Source organism: Shewanella sp. SP2S2-4 (genome assembly GCF_031932025.1).
In the GTDB taxonomy this organism is placed as follows: Bacteria; Pseudomonadota; Gammaproteobacteria; order Enterobacterales; family Shewanellaceae; genus Shewanella; species Shewanella baltica.
This window is the reverse complement of the sequence record NZ_JAUOER010000011.1, coordinates 40,495-57,164: the sequence shown is the minus strand read 5'-3', so window position 1 is coordinate 57,164 and position 16,670 is coordinate 40,495. Positions and strand designations below refer to the sequence as shown.

Genomic DNA, 16,670 nt, shown 5'->3' with positions numbered 1-16,670 from the left:
TACCTTACTCAGCGATTTCTTCAGCGTGAGCTTCATCGTATGAGCGTTCGCCAGCTGGGCCACGACGTGAATCGCGCTCATCTCTAGCTTTAGCCATTGGAGATGCTTCAGTAACGGCAACTTTAGTACGCATTACCATGTTACGCAGAACTGCGTCGTTGAAACGGAAAGCTGTTTCTAGCTCTTCAATCGTCTCTGCTTTAGCTTCAACGTTCATCAGAACGTAGTGAGCTTTATGCAGATCAAGGATTGGGTAAGCCAGTTGACGACGGCCCCAATCTTCTAAACGGTGGATTGTGCCGTTAGCTTCGGTGATAACACCTGTGTAACGCTCAATCATACCTGGTACTTGTTCACTTTGATCTGGGTGAACCATAAATACGATTTCGTAATGACGCATTTATTGCTCCTTACGGTTATGTAGCCTCGGTATTGGCTCAGTCAAACCAAATGGAGGCAAGGAACGAAAAATAGTGACTGATTTGAGCGCGAGATAGTACAGAAAGCAAGACAGAAACTCAAGCAATAACTTTGCCTCGCCAATCAATACAGGTATGATGGCGCTTCATCTATATTCGGACATCAGACATCGGCTAACCAAGAATAAACATAATGCTAAAAGTTATTGCGCCAATTTTTTTATTTTCCCTTTCATTTCCTGCGCTTGCGCTTGTTCCACCGGATTACCAGGAACCGCCCAGCGATTTTACCGCAGAAATCGAAGCGGGTTTGCAACTGAATACAGGCAATACCGAGTCCAGCAGTTTTAACGGTCGAACCCAACTGATTTACGACACCCAGCAAACCAAGCAAGAAGCCACGCTCAAAGCCTACTTTGCCTCAGAAAAAAGCAAGACAACTTCAGAAAAATACGAACTCCAACTCCAGTCGAACTATAAACTGACCAAAGGCTACATCTTCGGACGCGGTGATTTTACTTGGGATCAATTCGGTAGTTACACGCAAATCTCAACTATTTCTAGTGGTTACGGTTTTAATGCCATCAGCAGCTACAAGACCAAACTCAGTCTCGAAGTCGGCCCCGGTTATCGATATAACTTACCGGCCGAATCTGTCGATATTCCCAATCCTGATGCTGAGAAAGATGTCATTTTGCGTACCGCGGCAAAGTTTTCTCAAAAACTGCAGGAATACAGCAGTCTCAATGCCGATTTAACCGCCGAAATGGGCGAAAACAACAATACCCTCACCTTAGACATGAACTACAAGAATCTGGTGTTCCAAGATTGGGCTTTTAAAATCGGCATGAACATCAAATATACTGAAGTGGTCCCTGAAGGTAGCCAGCAGACAGATACCATCACCACCTTCAACTTACTTTATACCTTTAGATAACCGCTTTTAGATAATCCAAAACAATATAAGCAAGCACACGGCGCCAATGTCATCTTCGGCTGGCGTCTATGTGAAGTTCCTCCGCCCCCTCTCAAGTCACTTCGACATAATCTAAGGATTTTTCGAGCAGAAATGCGCAATTAATCAAGATTTACCAACAATTTGCAACACAACATAAACACCAACCCCTGATATACTCACGGTTTATTATCAATCTTGTTTGTGTTTTCGGAGTTGTATATGACTAATCCGCTGCGCACTTTCGCCTCTTTATATAGCACCACCTTGTTAATGGTACTGGCCGGCGGTTTGCTCACTACTTACCTTGGGCTCAGGCTCTCGGTGATGAATGTGCCACAGATATGGATAGGCGGCATGATGTCGGCCTATTATGTTGGCCTTGTGGCGGGCTCTAAGATTGGTCATAGACTTATCGCCCAAGTGGGTCATATCCGCGCCTTCGTAGCCAGTGCAGGCATAGTCGCCGCATCTGCATTGGGTCATGCACTCGTGGATGAGCTAGCAGTTTGGCTGCTCCTCAGGCTCGTTGTCGGCATGGGAATGATGTGCCAATACATGGTGCTAGAAAGTTGGCTTAACGAACAAGCCGAAAGTAACCAAAGGGGCACAGTGTTCGCGAGTTATATGATCGTATCTTACTTTGGCTTGATCTTGGGCCAAGGCGCAATAAGCATCTTCCCCGAATTAGGCCTTGAGCCATTACTGCTGATCGCGATTTGTTTCTCACTCTGTATCGTACCGATTTCACTCACGCGTCGTCTTCACCCTGCGCCTTTGGTCCCAGCTCCACTCAAAATTGCCCATTACTGGAAAAAAGCGCCGCAGGCACTCACAACCATCGCGATTGGTAGCATGATAGTGGGTTCGTTTTATGGTCTCGCGCCCGCCTACGCGAGCAACTTAGGTTTGCCACCTGAAAAAGTCGCCACTTATATGACAGCAACGATTTTAGCAGGATTACTGGCACAATGGCCGATGGGGAAACTGTCCGACATTATGTCCCGCAGTCGCCTTATTCGTATCAACTGTATATTGCTTGGCATCTTAGCCTTAGCCATCGCCTTAACGCCCTATCATCCAGTGATTTCGCTGGTGATGACTTTCCTCTTCGGTATTTTAGGCTTCACCTTCTATCCACTTGCTACGGCACTGGCTAACTCACGAGTCGAACAGAATGAGCGGGTCGGTTTATCTGCCACCATCTTATTAACCTTCGGCTTAGGGGCTAGTATCGGTCCATTGATCGCCTCTACGTTGATGCAATGGCTTGGCAACAGCATGTTATATGGCTTTATGTCTGCCTGTACCTTAATCTTGTTTGTGCGGCTACGTTATGTACATGCACAACAAAAAGCCGAAACCAATGTCACCCAAGACTACATAATGGCGACGGGCGACTTAGTCTCTTCACCACTGGCGGCAGCGCTGGACCCACGAGTTGATGTCGAATCGATTCAAGAACATATGACGCCCAGTGCTAACCTAGATGAAGCGGAATATGATTTAGGGGCTGATGGTGTCGATGACGATATTATCGACGCAAATGACAGTGATGAGGAGCAACTCGCCTTCAGTTTCGATATCGAACAAGCAGAGCCTGAAGCCGTTCAAACGGATGAAGCCGATAGCCATCCGGTTAACCTAGACAAAGCGCTGATATAAAAAGGCCAATAAAAAGACCGATTAACTGTTTAAAGTTAATCGGCCTTTTTTATTACTTCAAGTGCTGACTAAAACAAATAGTTACTGCAACAAGTCGTTACTGCAAGCCTGATACCGCATGTGCGAAATCAGGCAAGCGTGAGCGTATTAGCGGCGGCGCTGACGCACAGCTTCAAATAAGCAAATACCGGTCGCAACCGATACATTCAAGCTCGACACACTACCCGCCATAGGGATAGAGATCAGTGAATCACAAGACTCACGGCTTAAACGGCGTAAACCTTTATCTTCCGCGCCCATGGCAATCGCTAATGATCCTTTGAGATCGGCTTGATAAAGCTCGCAATCTGCCTCGCCCGCAGTGCCCACAATCCACACACCCTTTTCCTGCAGGTGACGCATAGTGCGCGCAAGATTAGTCACTTGGAATAAAGGCACTGTTTCCGCAGCGCCACATGCCACTTTACTCACAGTCGCCGTTAAGCCAACTGAATTGTCTTTAGGCACGATAATACCTTGTACGCCCGCCGCATCGGCATTACGTAGACAAGCGCCTAAGTTATGGGGATCCGTCACGCCATCCAAAATCAGCAGGAATGCTTGCTCAGTGTTAGCAAGCAGCACATCTAAATCTTGCTCATTCAACACTTTCGCCGCTTTAACGCGCGCGACTATACCTTGATGTTGGCTGCTTTCCGCTTTGTCATCCAAGGCTTTGCGAGAAGCGACCTGAATCGTAGTGCCAAAAGCTTTGGCCTGATTGGCCAGCACAGTTAAGCGCTCATCGTCACGGCCTTGTAACAGCCATAACTCGATAATGCGCTCAGGGCTGTGTTTTAGCAGGGCTTCAACTGCGTGGATCCCAAAAATAATATCTTGTTTTTTCATTTATTTCTTTCTCGTGCTCCGCTTAGCGGCTTTTGGCTTTTTAGCCGGATCTTTTACTGCTGTTTTTTTCGCTTTAGTGCCCGCTTTAGCCTTAGGTTTGGCTTTGCCAGCTTCAGCCTTAGTGCTAGGGGTTGCGGTTTTACCCGCTTTGCCTTGCTTAGCACCTTCGCGATTAACACGCTCACGGGCAGTCATCGGCTTATCACGGCTGGCAGATGCTTTACGCTTGCCACCTTTGCCGTCATCGCCCAGCATGACTAAATCAATCTGTCTGTCATCTAAGTTAACTGCAGCGACCTTAACCGTCACAGGATCGCCCACTTGATAGACTTGGCCTGTATGCTCACCGATAAGGCGTTGACGCATAGGATCGAATTGGTAGTAATCACTACCTAGGCTTGAGATATGCACTAAGCCATCGATAAACAGCTCATTTAAGCGCACGAATAAACCAAAGCTCGTCACTGAGGCAATTACAGCTTCAAAGGTATCGCCGACGTGATCTTGCATAAACTCGCACTTGAGCCAATCGCTAACATCGCGAGTCGCTTCATCGGCACGACGCTCTGTAGTCGAACACTCTTCGCCCAATTGGTCGAGTTCATCGAGTTGATAATGGTAGCCACCATCCTGCGTCCACTTTTCTGTGGCTTCGCCTCTTTCCTTCGCCAGTAAATAACGGATCACTCTATGTAAGACTAAATCCGGATAACGGCGAATGGGCGAGGTAAAATGCGCATACTCCTCTAAGGCTAGACCAAAGTGACCTTCATTATCTGGAGTGTAAATGGCCTGACGCATAGAGCGCAGCAACATCACTTGGATAAGTTCAGCATCGGGACGCTCAGCAATTTGCAGCATCACGTTCTGATAATCGGACGGCGTTGGCTCAAGACCACCAGTCATAGTCAAGCCACGCTCAGCAAGGAACTCTTTAAAGTTCGCCAATTTTTGCTCGGATGGCGCTTCATGCACACGGTACAAGACTTCGCCTTTGTGTTTCTTCACAAACTTAGCTGCAGAAACGTTAGCTAAAATCATGCATTCTTCAATGATTTTATGGGCTTGATTACGGCCACGCGGCACGATTTTATCAATCTTGCGCTGCTCATTGAAAATGAACTGCGTTTCCATGGTTTCAAACGCAATCGCACCACGCTCGGCTCTTTGTTCATCTAGCGCTAAATACAATGACTGTAAACACTGTAGATGCGGGAACAAGGCTTCATGCTCAGGCGCAATTGGGCCGCCTTCTAACATCTCCGCCACTTGGGTATAAGTAAAACGGGCATGGGAATACATCACCGCCGGATAAAACTTATAACCCGACAACTTGCCTTTGGCAGACACTGTCATCTCGGCGACCATACATAAACGGTCGACGTGAGGATTAAGCGAACATAGGCCGTTGGAGATTTTCTCCGGCAGCATAGGGATCACTTGCGATGGGAAATACACTGAGTTACCACGGGCACGCGCTTCGGTATCTAAAGCCGAATCGGTGCGAACATAATAACTAACGTCAGCAATCGCAACCCATAAACGCCAGCCGCCACCGGCTTTTTTCTCCGCATACACGGCATCGTCAAAATCGCGGGCGTCTTCGCCGTCGATAGTCACTAATGGCAGATGACGTAAATCTACACGGCCGACTTTATCGGCGTCGGTCACTTCATCGGGAATTCGGCGCAGTTTCTTCTCGATCACAGGTGACCAAGTATGGGGTAAGTCGTAGTTACGCAAGGCGATTTCGATTTCCATCCCCGGCGCCATTTGCTTACCAAGCACTTCAGTCACTTTACCCGCAGCCTTAACAAAACGACCTGGGCGACGCGTTAATTCAACCACAACCACATCGCCTTGACGGGCGCCGTTGCGGTCTTCATTCGCGACTAAGATTTCTTGGGTTATACGCTTATCATCGGCAATGACAAATGCCATACCGCTATCAACATGATAACGGCCAACAATCGCGGCACTGCGCGGCTGGATCAAACGCACCAAACGCGCTTCGCGGCGACCACGACGATCTGTGCCCGCTTTTTGCGCCAGCACTTTATCACCATGGAAATACATCAGCATATCGCGGTTCGAAATAAATAAGTCATCACCGCCTTCATCGGGTTTGAAAAAGCCGAAGCCTTCTCTGTGTCCGAGTACAGTGCCGGGGATAAGATCCATTTTCTCGGGCAAGCCATAGCTCTGCCCACGGGTGAACACGAGTTCGCCATCGCGTTCCATCGCACGAAGGCGACGGCGCAGGGCCTCAAGTTGTTCTTCCTCTTGGATGTTTAACGCCGCGGCAATACTGTCACGAGTGATAGGTGATTTCTGAGAACGTAAGTAATCGATAATATACTCACGGCTTGGGATAGGGTTTTCGTACTTATCCTGTTCACGCTCAAAATGAGGGTCTTTGATCATTCAATATCCAAATAATGTGTCTCTAGATTAAGAGACCACTTAACGGGTTCGCAACTGTTCTTGCTGGGCCCGCGCCACTGCACTGGGGGGCATTTTAGCTGCTAACACCTGCAGTAAAGACAAGGCTTTTTTCTTCGTCGCCTCGTCCGCAAATACATCGTTATATAACCAGTGATAGGCCATCTCGTAATCCCTAGGACTACCATAACCTTCACCGAATAAACGCACTAACATCATACGAGCGGGTAAATCACCACTTGCAGCCGCAGGCAGTAAATAATGCACTGCTCTGTCTTTATTGCGGATGACAAATTTCCCACTCTGATAATACTCGGCAAGCTTTAACATCGCTTCTGAGCTACCTTGTTCGGCCGAGTCACGTAACAAAGCAATGCCCTTCACAGGGTTTGCCTTTACACAGGTTCCATAATTGAGCATTTCGCCCCACAGGAATTGATATAAAGGCTGTTTTAAGACTTGGGCTCGCGCCTCAATGTCTTGGACTAACTGGCAATCATCACGCTTCACTTTCGCTAAATATTGATCGCTACGGATCAAATCAAGCAATTGATCTTGGCTATAAATATCCACCGCCTGCGTTTCAGCAAAGCACATTGAAGATACTAAGGGCAGTAGCGCAACTAGTGCTGTACGTAGCATAACGACTCTCAATGACAAAAGGGTGAATACTTGCATCGGCAGTATAACCTATTTCTTGAGCTTGAGCTGAATTTCTAACCGCAGAATTAAACAGAGAAAGGCATAAAGAAGCAGAGAAAAAGGCCGTGAAACACGGCCTTAACAGGTCTTAATTGAACGGATTAACCAAAATCATGGTTTCGTTACGGTCAGGACCAGTAGAGATAATGTCGATTGGTGTTTCTAATAGCTCTTCAAGACGCTTGATATAATTGATCGCTGCCGGTGGCAGTTGCTCAATGGATGTCGCGCCAAAAGTCGACTCGCTCCAACCTGGCATAGTTTCATAAACAGGCGTAACCAGTTCATAACCTTCAGCCGCAAGCGGGGTCACTTTAGAGATAGTGCCATCAGGATTCTGATAACCAACACAAATTTTCACTTCTTTCAGACCATCAAGTACATCTAACTTAGTCAAGCAGAAGCCACTCACACTGTTGATTTGAACTGCGCGGCGCATTGCCACAGCATCCAACCAACCTGGACGACGCTTACGACCCGTTGTCGCACCAAACTCATGACCTTTAGTACCTAAATGATCACCAACTTCACATAATAGTTCAGTTGGGAATGGACCTGCACCCACGCGAGTGGTGTAAGCCTTCATGATACCTAAGACATAGTCTAAGTGACGTGGACCAAAACCTGAACCCGTCGCAACACCACCGGCAGTGGTATTTGAAGAGGTTACAAAAGGATAAGTTCCGTGGTCGATGTCGAGTAATGTACCTTGAGCGCCTTCAAACAGGATTGGCTCACCGGCTTTACGCGCAGTATCCAACAGTTCAGTCACGTCAACACACATGCTCTTCAGATAATCGGCCATAGCCAAAGCATCTGCTAGCGTTTGCTCGTAATCAACAGCTTCGACTTGATAGTACTCTGTCAGCATAAAGTTATGGTATTTCATAACTTCTTTCAGCTTTTCAGCAAACAGTTCAGCATTGAACAGGTCGCCTACTCGCAGACCGCGACGGGAGATCTTGTCTTCATACGCAGGTCCGATTCCACGGCCAGTTGTACCAATAGCTTTATTGCCACGTGCTTTTTCACGGGCGATATCTAAGGCGCAATGGAATGGTAGGATCAGCGGACACGCTTCAGAGATCAACAGACGTTCCTCAACAGGAACACCACGATCTTTCAGCATGTTGATCTCTTTCATCAGGGCGTCAGGTGCAAGCACCACACCGTTGCCAATAATGCATTTCACATTATCGCGCAGGATACCCGATGGGATCAGATGAAGAACGGTTTTATCACCATCGATAACCAAGGTATGACCAGCATTGTGGCCGCCTTGATAGCGAACTACATATTTTGCCTGTTCTGTTAGAAGGTCGACAATCTTACCTTTTCCTTCGTCACCCCATTGGGTGCCGAGAACAACTACGTTTTTGCCCATTATTTGCTGCAAGGTTGCGGTTAAAAAAGAATTTTAACAGATCTTAGTAAGCAAGGGCAAGCAGGCTGTTTTTTACGCAAAAATCACCAGAATCACCACGCCTGCCGTGACTAACGCGCCACCGAGTCGCTGGATAACCTGCTGATTTTGATGGGAGAGTTCATTTAAATAACGACGCCACTTGTTCGGAAAGAGTAAGGGCCCGACTCCCTCTAAAAGTAATACAAGTGCCACTGCCAGCATAAAAACTTGAAAAGTCATGCGCACCTCAAACTCAGTCGTTCAATACAAATTGATTGTATATCAGCACACCCCAACAACAGAGTCTCTTATTTAAATGAATTCGCCAGTACCGTAAATTCTAGCCAATAAAAAACCCAGCATAGGCTGGGTTTTTTGATATTCCAAAAACGAATTAACGCTTAGAGAATTGTGGCTTACGACGTGCTTTACGTAGACCCACTTTCTTACGCTCAACTTTACGAGCGTCACGGGTAACGAAACCAGCAGAACGTAGTGATGGACGCAGTGCTTCATCTAATTGCATCAGAGCACGGGTAATACCGTGACGGATTGCGCCTGCTTGGCCAGTGATACCACCGCCTTTAACAGTTACATAGATGTCCAGCTTGTCAGTCATTTCAACTAACTCTAAAGGTTGACGAACAACCATACGAGCAGTTTCACGACCAAAATACTGATCCAAAGGACGTTGATTTACAACGATGTTGCCACTACCTGCTTTAGCGAAAACGCGAGCTGTAGAGGTTTTGCGACGGCCAGTGCCGTAGTACTGAGTTGCAGCCATTTGCTTAATCCCGTTTAGATATCAAGAACTTGAGGTTGTTGTGCAGTGTGGTTATGTTCTGCGCCAGCGTAAACTTTCAGTTTACGGAACATGGCACGGCCCAGAGGACCTTTTGGTAACATACCCTTAACTGCTTTCTCGATGATCATTTCTGGCTTTTGCGCTTGCAGCTTTTCAAAGCTGATTTGCTTAATGCCACCAGGGAAGCCTGAATGCGAGTAGTACGTTTTGCCTTTCGCTTTGTTACCAGTAACAGTCACTTTTTCAGCATTAACAACGATGATGTAATCACCGGTATCAACGTGTGGAGTGTATTCTGGCTTATGCTTACCGCGTAAACGGATAGCGATTTCAGTAGCGATACGACCTAAAGTTTTGCCGTCTGCATCAACGACGAACCAGTCACGAGTTACGGTTTCTGGTGTAGCAGTAAAAGTCTTCATTATTACAAAAACCCAAAGTTAATTTTCTGTCTCACATGCTGCCTGCATTTGCAAACAACACAAAATTGCCTTTTAGTACCCCTTCGAGCACTGACTTCGGCTTACAACTTCCGCCCAATTGGCGGAGTAACGTGGGCAGGTGGCGGAGTATAGACAAAGCTGAGTTAAAAATCACCTGATATTTTGATAAAAATTATAAAATATCGACCAATCTGGCTTGTCATCCTAAGGATTAACAAGCCACTGGCGATTTAACACGGGAGTTAAAGCAAAACTCTTGCGCCGCAGGGTTAAGGCAGGTGCTCTGTTTTCAAATAATCGTGGGATTGCATCTCAATAAGACGCGAGCGACAACGTCTAAATTCGAAGTTAAGCAAGCCATCGGCGTAGATATCTTCGAGTGGCACTTGGGCCGATACGATAAGCTTTACATTGCGCTCGTAAAACTCATCAACCATAGCTAAAAATCGTCTGGCGATATCATCGCCGGTCAAAAATGCGCCCATTTGCTCAATGCCGCTGACCAGCACAGTATGGTAAATCCGCGCCAATTCCATGTAGTCACGCTGACTTCGCGGTCCATCACAGAGCGCTCTAAAATCGGCCAACAATACGCCCTGCGCCTGCTGACGAATACTGATGCTACGACCTTCGATTTCGATGTCGGCGGTAAGCACCTCTGACTCAGGCGCTAACTGGCTAAAATAACGCATAAGATTGGCATCGGCTTGTGCGTCTAAAGGATGATGATAAATCTCCGCTTGCTCAAGGGTACGTAGTCGATAATCGATGCCAGAATCCACATTGAGCACTTCACAATGTTGATTAATTAGGGCTATCGCAGGTAAGAAACGTGCGCGCTGTAAGCCATTTTTATATAAGTCATCGGGGATAATGTTAGATGTAGCAACCAGCACAACGCCTTCTTTAAATAGTGCTTGAAACAGCGTGCCTAACAACATGGCATCAGTAATATCTGAGACAAAGAATTCATCGAAGCAGATAACGCGATATTTCGCGGCCATCTTTTTCGCAATCACCAGCAAGGGATCGCGCACGCCTTTCAGCTCATCTAAATCTAAATGTAGCTGATGCATAAAACGATGGAAGTGAGCCCGCAGCTTTTGATCGCCAGGCAAGGCATCAAAAAAAGTATCCATCAGATAGGTTTTACCGCGACCCACACCGCCCCAAAGATACAGGCCCTTAGGTGAAGCCGGCGCCGATTTTAAGCCTAATGCACTAAACAATTTCCCCACGACAGAAGTCGGCTCTTCCGCCGCCGTTAAGTCTTCATAGACACGTTGTAATGCTTTGACGGCAATTTCTTGGGCCGGATCATGGGAAAAACCGTCACGGGTAAGATCTTTTTGATAATGCTGCCAAGGGCTTAACTGAGGCACTTTTTAATTCTCTTATGTCCTTTACTAAAACTGCAACGATATTAGCACGGCCAATGTGACGCAGGATATATTAATGCAGAATACGACTTTTGCCTCAAGGTTAAACAGCATACAAACGACGAATAAACCTCTATGCTGTAGGTCATTTTAATCGGCAAGACTTGTTGTTTTCAGGGCTTGAAAAATGCGTATCTTGCCCACAGTTTTCCACTCAGCAACGAGCATGAAACAGCCGATAAAATAGGCTCAAAAAAATTAACATTTGTTAATATGATGAACTTTTTCAATTAGGTGCGTGTCCGAATGGTTACCTAGGCAAATAGCCGGTACCGATACAGATTTGATCTGGCACTCGCACAATAGCTGATGCATTACATCCAGATCGCTCAACCCTTATTTGGAGTTATGAATAGATGAAAACAAAATTATCTGTACTTTCAGCCGCAATGTTAGCCGCGACCCTGACTATGATGCCTGTCGTCTCACAGGCCGCCATTCCACAGACGGTTGAGGGACAATCCATTCCAAGTCTTGCGCCCATGCTTGAGCGTACGACACCTGCTGTTGTGTCCGTAGCCGTTACGGGTACTCATGTTTCAAAACAAAGAGTACCTGATGTTTTCCGTTACTTCTTTGGCCCCAATGCGCCGCAGGAGCAAGTGCAGGAACGTCCTTTTAGAGGCTTAGGCTCAGGCGTTATTATTGATGCCGAAAAAGGCTACATAGTCACTAACAACCACGTGATTGACGGTGCTGATGATATTCAAGTTGGTCTACATGACGGTCGTGAAGTAAAAGCCAAACTCATTGGTACTGACTCAGAGTCTGATATTGCATTGCTGCAAATTGAGGCAAAAAATCTTATCGCAATCAAGTCATCAGACTCTGACGACTTGCGTGTTGGTGACTTTGCCGTTGCCATTGGTAACCCCTTCGGTTTAGGGCAAACCGTGACTTCAGGTATTGTCAGTGCTTTAGGCCGTAGCGGTTTAGGCATAGAAATGCTGGAAAACTTTATTCAAACCGATGCCGCCATTAACAGTGGTAACTCGGGTGGTGCACTCGTTAACTTAAACGGGGAATTGATTGGGATTAACACCGCAATAGTAGCACCAGGCGGTGGTAACGTTGGTATCGGCTTTGCGATCCCTGCCAATATGGTGAAAAACTTGGTCGCACAAATTGCCGAACACGGTGAAGTACGCCGCGGAGTACTGGGGATTTCGGGACGCGATCTTGATAGCCAACTCGCCCAAGGCTTTGGTTTAGACACCCAGCACGGCGGCTTCGTGAATGAAGTCGCTAAAGACAGTGCCGCCGAGAAAGCCGGTATTAAAGCGGGTGATATCATTATCAGCGTCGATGGCCGTGGCATTAAGTCCTTCCAAGAACTGCGTGCCAAAGTCGCCACTATGGGCGCGGGTGCTAAGGTTGAGCTAGGACTCATCCGTGACGGCGATAAGAAAACCGTTAAGGTGACCTTAGGTGAAGCAAGCCAAACCAGTGAATCTGCGGCGGGCGCCGTGCATCCTATGTTGCAAGGTGCATCCTTAGAAAACTCATCTAAGGGCATTGAAATCACCGATGTCGCCCAAGGTTCACCTGCGGCAATGAGTGGCTTACAAAAAGGAGATGTGATTGTCGGTATTAACCGTACTGCAATTAAAGATCTTAAGGCACTTAAAGCACAACTAAAAGATCAAGAAGGTGCGGTGGCACTGAAGATCATGCGTGATAAGAGCATGTTGTATTTAGTCCTACGTTAATCGACTAAATAGGCCATTTTTTCTGCCACACATAAGCATAGGGAGCTTAGGTTCCCTATGCTTACATAGATTAAACATGTTAATCTAACTCACCTTTTTCAAGATCCATCCTGCCATGACGATAAAAGACACACTATTATATCTCGGTAAAGCCACCCTTTTTGGTCTTATCATGGCGGCCATGTTTTTATTGGTAACCCGTTATTTCGATAACCAGTCCCTCGGTAATAGTCTGCTACAAACCCGAGCCAACAACACAGTCGAGCTCTCCTTTGCCAAGGCGGTCCGCCGCGCAGCCCCTGCCGTTGTTAACATTTATAGCCTCAGCATAGATCAGAACCGCCCACTTAACTCGGGTTCGCTACAGGGCCTAGGTTCTGGGGTGATAATGAGCAAAGAAGGCTATATTCTTACGAATTATCATGTCATTAAAAAGGCCGACGAAATTGTTGTCGCCCTGCAAGATGGACGCAAATTTACCTCTGAAGTGGTTGGCTTCGATCCAGAAACCGATTTATCGGTACTCAAGATTGAAGGCGATAACTTACCGATTGTCCCCGTTAACCTCGACAGTCCGCCTCAAGTTGGTGATGTCGTACTCGCCATTGGTAATCCCTACAATTTGGGCCAAACCATTACCCAAGGTATCATCAGTGCCACGGGTCGTAACGGCTTAAGTTCAGGTTACTTAGACTTCTTACAAACCGACGCGGCGATTAATGCCGGTAACTCGGGCGGCGCACTGATTGACACCAACGGCAGCCTTATTGGTATTAATACCGCAGCATTCCAAGTGGGTGAAGAAGGCGGCGGCCATGGGATTAACTTCGCTATCCCGATTAAATTGGCCCACAGCATTATGGGCAAGTTGATTAAGAATGGCCGCGTGATCCGTGGTGCCTTAGGGATTTCTGGCGAGCCAATTAACCCTGTGGTGGCGCAGATCCTTAATCTACCCGACCTAAAAGGTGTGCTCGTTACAGGTGTCGATCCTAATGGCCCTGCGGCGCGAGCCCTCTTAATGCCAAGGGATGTGATTATTAAATACGATGGTGAAGATGTGCCAGGCGTTGAAATGCTGATGGATCGCATCGCTGAAACCACACCGGGTAAGAAAGTGATGATGACTGTGATACGCCAAGGGAAACAACAGGAGTTGCCCGTTATTATCGATGAAAAGGTTGTGGTCGATAACTAGAGCGGCACCCATCATTGCGTACGCAGAGAACAAAAAACCAGCTTTTAAGCTGGTTTTTTAATGGGTCGAGATTTTAATCTCTCAGGCCTAGCTCAATAGCTCATTACTGAGTACGCACAACCTGCGCGCCTAAACCTTGGAACTTATTCTCAATGTGCTCGTAACCACGGTCTAAGTGATAGATACGATCGACAATCGTCTTACCATCGGCCACTAAACCCGCAATCACTAGACTCGCTGACGCGCGTAAATCCGTCGCCATCACCTGCGCACCACTTAAGGATTCAATCCCTTGGATGATGCAGGTATTACCTTCAAGCTCCATGGTTGCACCCATACGAATAAGCTCTGGTACGTGCATAAAACGGTTTTCGAAGATGGTCTCGGTAATCGTTGCCGTGCCTTGCGCTAAGGCATTAAGCACACAGAACTGCGCCTGCATATCCGTTGGAAAACCAGGATAAGGTGCCGTCTTGATATTGACCGCCTTCGGACGTTTACCCTGCATATCAAGCTCAATCCAATCTTCACCTGTAGTGATCTTAGCACCCGCATCTTCAAGTTTTGCGATAACCGACTCTAATGACGCAGGATCGGCTTTTAAGCAACGGATGCGACCACGGGTTACCGCAGCGGCCACCAAAAATGAACCGGTTTCGATACGGTCTGGCATCACGCGGTAATGACAGCCCTGTAAACGCTCAACCCCTTGAATACGCAAGGTTGCACTGCCTACGCCGGTGATTTTTGCGCCCATGGCAATTAAGCAATTAGCGAGATCGATCACTTCAGGTTCACGGGCCGCATTTTCAATCACGGTTTCGCCATCGGCCAACGCTGCCGCCATCAGTAAGTTTTCGGTGGCGCCAACACTCACCATGTCCATGAAAATGTGTGCGCCCTTAAGACGTCCATCAACACGGGCTTTAATATAGCCTTCTTTCACTTCAATCTTGGCACCCATCATTTCGAGGCCATGTAAGTGTAAGTTAACTGGTCTTGCGCCAATGGCACAGCCGCCAGGCAATGACACATCTGCGGTACCATAACGCGCCAATAACGGCCCTAAGATCAAGATAGAAGCGCGCATGGTTTTCACTAGATCGTAGGGAGCGCAAAACTCATTTAGATTCGTGGTTGAAATGCGGATCTGTCCGTCGCCAAGCTCAGTCACTTCAGCACCAAGGCAGCGTAATAATTTACAGCTCGTACTCACATCGCGAAGATTCGGCACGTTAGAAACCACAAAATCGGTTTCGGCTAATACGCCTGCCATCAGAATAGGCAGAGCCGCATTTTTCGCACCCGAAATAATCACATCACCGGCAAGCGGGGGGCTTGCCTGAATTGTTAGTTTATCCACTTTTCCTCACTAGCTAGGCATGTTGAAAACTTTTTCGCGTTTCCATTGAGTCGGCGTGAAAGTTTTGATCGTTAATGCATGTAATTCACCGCTGGCAATGTGTGCCGTCAACGGTGCATAAATGGCTTGTTGCTGTTTGACTCGGCTCATACCATCGAAGCATTCGCCTACTGCGATCACTTTATAATGGCTACCATCTGAGCTAGCGTGAACTTCTTCAAGCCCTAACGCATCACGTAAAATCTGTTCGATTAAGCTGCATTCCATGAAATCTATTACCCTATTATCAATGCACTTCTTCGGTAAAGAAGGCATGTAAATCATATAAATCGATGAGTTTTTTAAGTTGTGGTGAGGCAGAACGTAATTCAAGTTGGCTGCCATGTTCACGCACTAACGCCAGCAAAAATGCCATGCCAGCGCTATCACTGTATTCGAGCCCAGACAAAGACAATATCTGGGTTGACTCGCTCAGCAGTTGTTGCCGCTGCGGCCAAAGTGTAATGACATCGGCTTGGGTTATGCGCCCTTTGAGATGGCAAACTGTGCCCTGTTGCACAAATTCAATCACGACTGTGACTTCCCTGATTTAGCCTTCATGACCACTTTTTCTTTGGTGCGATCTTCAAGCATCTTAATCACAGGATCGATACCCTGCTGGCGAATTAGATTCGAGATTTCAGATTGCTTAGAAGACAGTAGGCTCACACCTTCGGCGACTAAATCAAATGCCTTCCATGAGTCATCTTTCAAACGGCGAGCCTTAAACAACAGTTTAATTGGCGGACGACCGGCTTCGATGATCTGCACGTTCACATCCACCATTTTCTCTTTGCTGAAATCAACCCCAGGTGAAAATTCCACTTTTTGATTGGTGTATTCAGTAAAAGCTTGGGCATAAGTCGACACTAAATAACCTTCAAAGGCATCGACGAAACGATTACGCTGATCTTCAGTTGAATCCTTAAGATACTGGCCTAAGACTTTGTAAGAAGCGTATTTATAATCGACATAAGGCATCAGCTCTTCACGAACGATCACCTTTAAATGATCTGAGTCAGCATCGATTAACGCTTTATCTTTATGAAAACGATCGAAGGTTTTATTGGCAACGGCTTTGACCATGGCATACGGGTCCATAGTGTCGACCACCACATCGGCGGCGACAGCGCTCGTTGTCCCTAAAACCATCACTAAAGGCAGTAAAAAACGAGATAAGTTTTTAAACATAGCG

17 protein-coding genes are annotated in these 16,670 nt (G+C 47.0%); 4 read left to right on the top strand and 13 right to left on the bottom strand.

What is annotated here, in order from left to right; genetic code table 11:
- Window positions 1–4: 4 nt before the first annotated feature.
- Complete coding sequence (gene rpsF / locus Q4Q54_RS10765) at window positions 5–400, bottom strand: 30S ribosomal protein S6 (protein ID WP_006083044.1); 396 nt, start codon at window positions 398–400, stop codon at window positions 5–7.
- A 212-nt stretch (window positions 401–612) separates the two neighbouring features.
- On the opposite strand from rpsF, the gene Q4Q54_RS10760 reads away from it, so the two are divergent.
- Window positions 613–1,356: a DUF481 domain-containing protein gene (locus Q4Q54_RS10760; protein ID WP_311906065.1), complete on the top strand. Its 744-nt coding sequence runs from the start codon at window positions 613–615 to the stop codon at window positions 1,354–1,356.
- 240 nt (window positions 1,357–1,596) lie between these two features.
- Window positions 1,597–3,039: an MFS transporter gene (locus Q4Q54_RS10755; RefSeq protein ID WP_311906064.1), complete on the top strand. Its 1,443-nt coding sequence runs from the start codon at window positions 1,597–1,599 to the stop codon at window positions 3,037–3,039.
- 147 nt (window positions 3,040–3,186) lie between these two features.
- Here Q4Q54_RS10755 and rlmB read toward each other — a convergent pair whose 3' ends face one another.
- The 8 genes from rlmB to zapE form a co-directional block, all read right to left on the bottom strand.
- Window positions 3,187–3,927, bottom strand: coding sequence for a 23S rRNA (guanosine(2251)-2'-O)-methyltransferase RlmB (gene rlmB / locus Q4Q54_RS10750; protein ID WP_311906063.1), 741 nt, complete (start codon window positions 3,925–3,927; stop codon window positions 3,187–3,189).
- Window positions 3,928–6,351 carry a ribonuclease R gene (gene rnr, locus Q4Q54_RS10745; RefSeq protein WP_311988426.1) on the bottom strand — a complete coding sequence of 808 codons (2,424 nt, stop codon included), beginning with the start codon at window positions 6,349–6,351 and terminating at the stop codon, window positions 3,928–3,930.
- 39 nt (window positions 6,352–6,390) lie between these two features.
- Entirely contained in the window at window positions 6,391–7,047 is a 657-nt protein-coding gene (gene motX / locus Q4Q54_RS10740) for a flagellar protein MotX (RefSeq protein WP_011847814.1), read from the bottom strand.
- A gap of 112 nt (window positions 7,048–7,159) precedes the next feature.
- A complete protein-coding gene (locus Q4Q54_RS10735; RefSeq protein ID WP_006083050.1) occupies window positions 7,160–8,455 on the bottom strand; it encodes an adenylosuccinate synthase in 1,296 nt (431 codons plus the stop codon).
- 72 nt (window positions 8,456–8,527) lie between these two features.
- Window positions 8,528–8,716: a DUF2065 domain-containing protein gene (locus Q4Q54_RS10730; protein WP_006083051.1), complete on the bottom strand. Its 189-nt coding sequence runs from the start codon at window positions 8,714–8,716 to the stop codon at window positions 8,528–8,530.
- A gap of 154 nt (window positions 8,717–8,870) precedes the next feature.
- Window positions 8,871–9,263 (bottom strand): 30S ribosomal protein S9, encoded by a 393-nt coding sequence (gene rpsI / locus Q4Q54_RS10725; RefSeq protein WP_006083052.1) that lies wholly within the window; start codon window positions 9,261–9,263, stop codon window positions 8,871–8,873.
- Window positions 9,264–9,277: 14 nt separating this feature from the next.
- Entirely contained in the window at window positions 9,278–9,706 is a 429-nt protein-coding gene (gene rplM, locus Q4Q54_RS10720; protein WP_012088240.1) for a 50S ribosomal protein L13, read from the bottom strand.
- Window positions 9,707–9,996: 290 nt separating this feature from the next.
- Window positions 9,997–11,109 (bottom strand): cell division protein ZapE, encoded by a 1,113-nt coding sequence (zapE, locus tag Q4Q54_RS10715; RefSeq protein WP_107946540.1) that lies wholly within the window; start codon window positions 11,107–11,109, stop codon window positions 9,997–9,999.
- Window positions 11,110–11,522: 413 nt separating this feature from the next.
- On the opposite strand from zapE, the gene degQ reads away from it, so the two are divergent.
- Complete coding sequence (gene degQ, locus Q4Q54_RS10710) at window positions 11,523–12,875, top strand: Do family serine endopeptidase DegQ (protein WP_107402643.1); 1,353 nt, start codon at window positions 11,523–11,525, stop codon at window positions 12,873–12,875.
- Window positions 12,876–12,990: 115 nt separating this feature from the next.
- Entirely contained in the window at window positions 12,991–14,073 is a 1,083-nt protein-coding gene (gene degS / locus Q4Q54_RS10705; RefSeq protein WP_006083056.1) for an outer membrane-stress sensor serine endopeptidase DegS, read from the top strand.
- A 103-nt stretch (window positions 14,074–14,176) separates the two neighbouring features.
- On the opposite strand, the gene murA is transcribed toward degS, so the two are convergent.
- Genes murA through Q4Q54_RS10685 form a run of 4 tightly spaced genes read right to left on the bottom strand, consistent with a single transcriptional unit; the run spans window position 14,177 to window position 16,666 of the window.
- Complete coding sequence (gene murA / locus Q4Q54_RS10700; RefSeq protein ID WP_106649424.1) at window positions 14,177–15,436, bottom strand: UDP-N-acetylglucosamine 1-carboxyvinyltransferase; 1,260 nt, start codon at window positions 15,434–15,436, stop codon at window positions 14,177–14,179.
- Between the two features lie 9 nt (window positions 15,437–15,445).
- Entirely contained in the window at window positions 15,446–15,703 is a 258-nt protein-coding gene (locus Q4Q54_RS10695) for a BolA family protein (RefSeq protein WP_006086065.1), read from the bottom strand.
- A gap of 19 nt (window positions 15,704–15,722) precedes the next feature.
- A complete protein-coding gene (locus Q4Q54_RS10690; RefSeq protein WP_106649422.1) occupies window positions 15,723–16,007 on the bottom strand; it encodes a lipid asymmetry maintenance protein MlaB in 285 nt (94 codons plus the stop codon).
- Window positions 16,004–16,666: an ABC transporter substrate-binding protein gene (locus Q4Q54_RS10685; protein WP_311988425.1), complete on the bottom strand. Its 663-nt coding sequence runs from the start codon at window positions 16,664–16,666 to the stop codon at window positions 16,004–16,006. Before Q4Q54_RS10685 ends, Q4Q54_RS10690 begins: the two co-directional genes overlap by 4 nt.
- Between the last annotated feature and the right edge of the window lie 4 nt (window positions 16,667–16,670).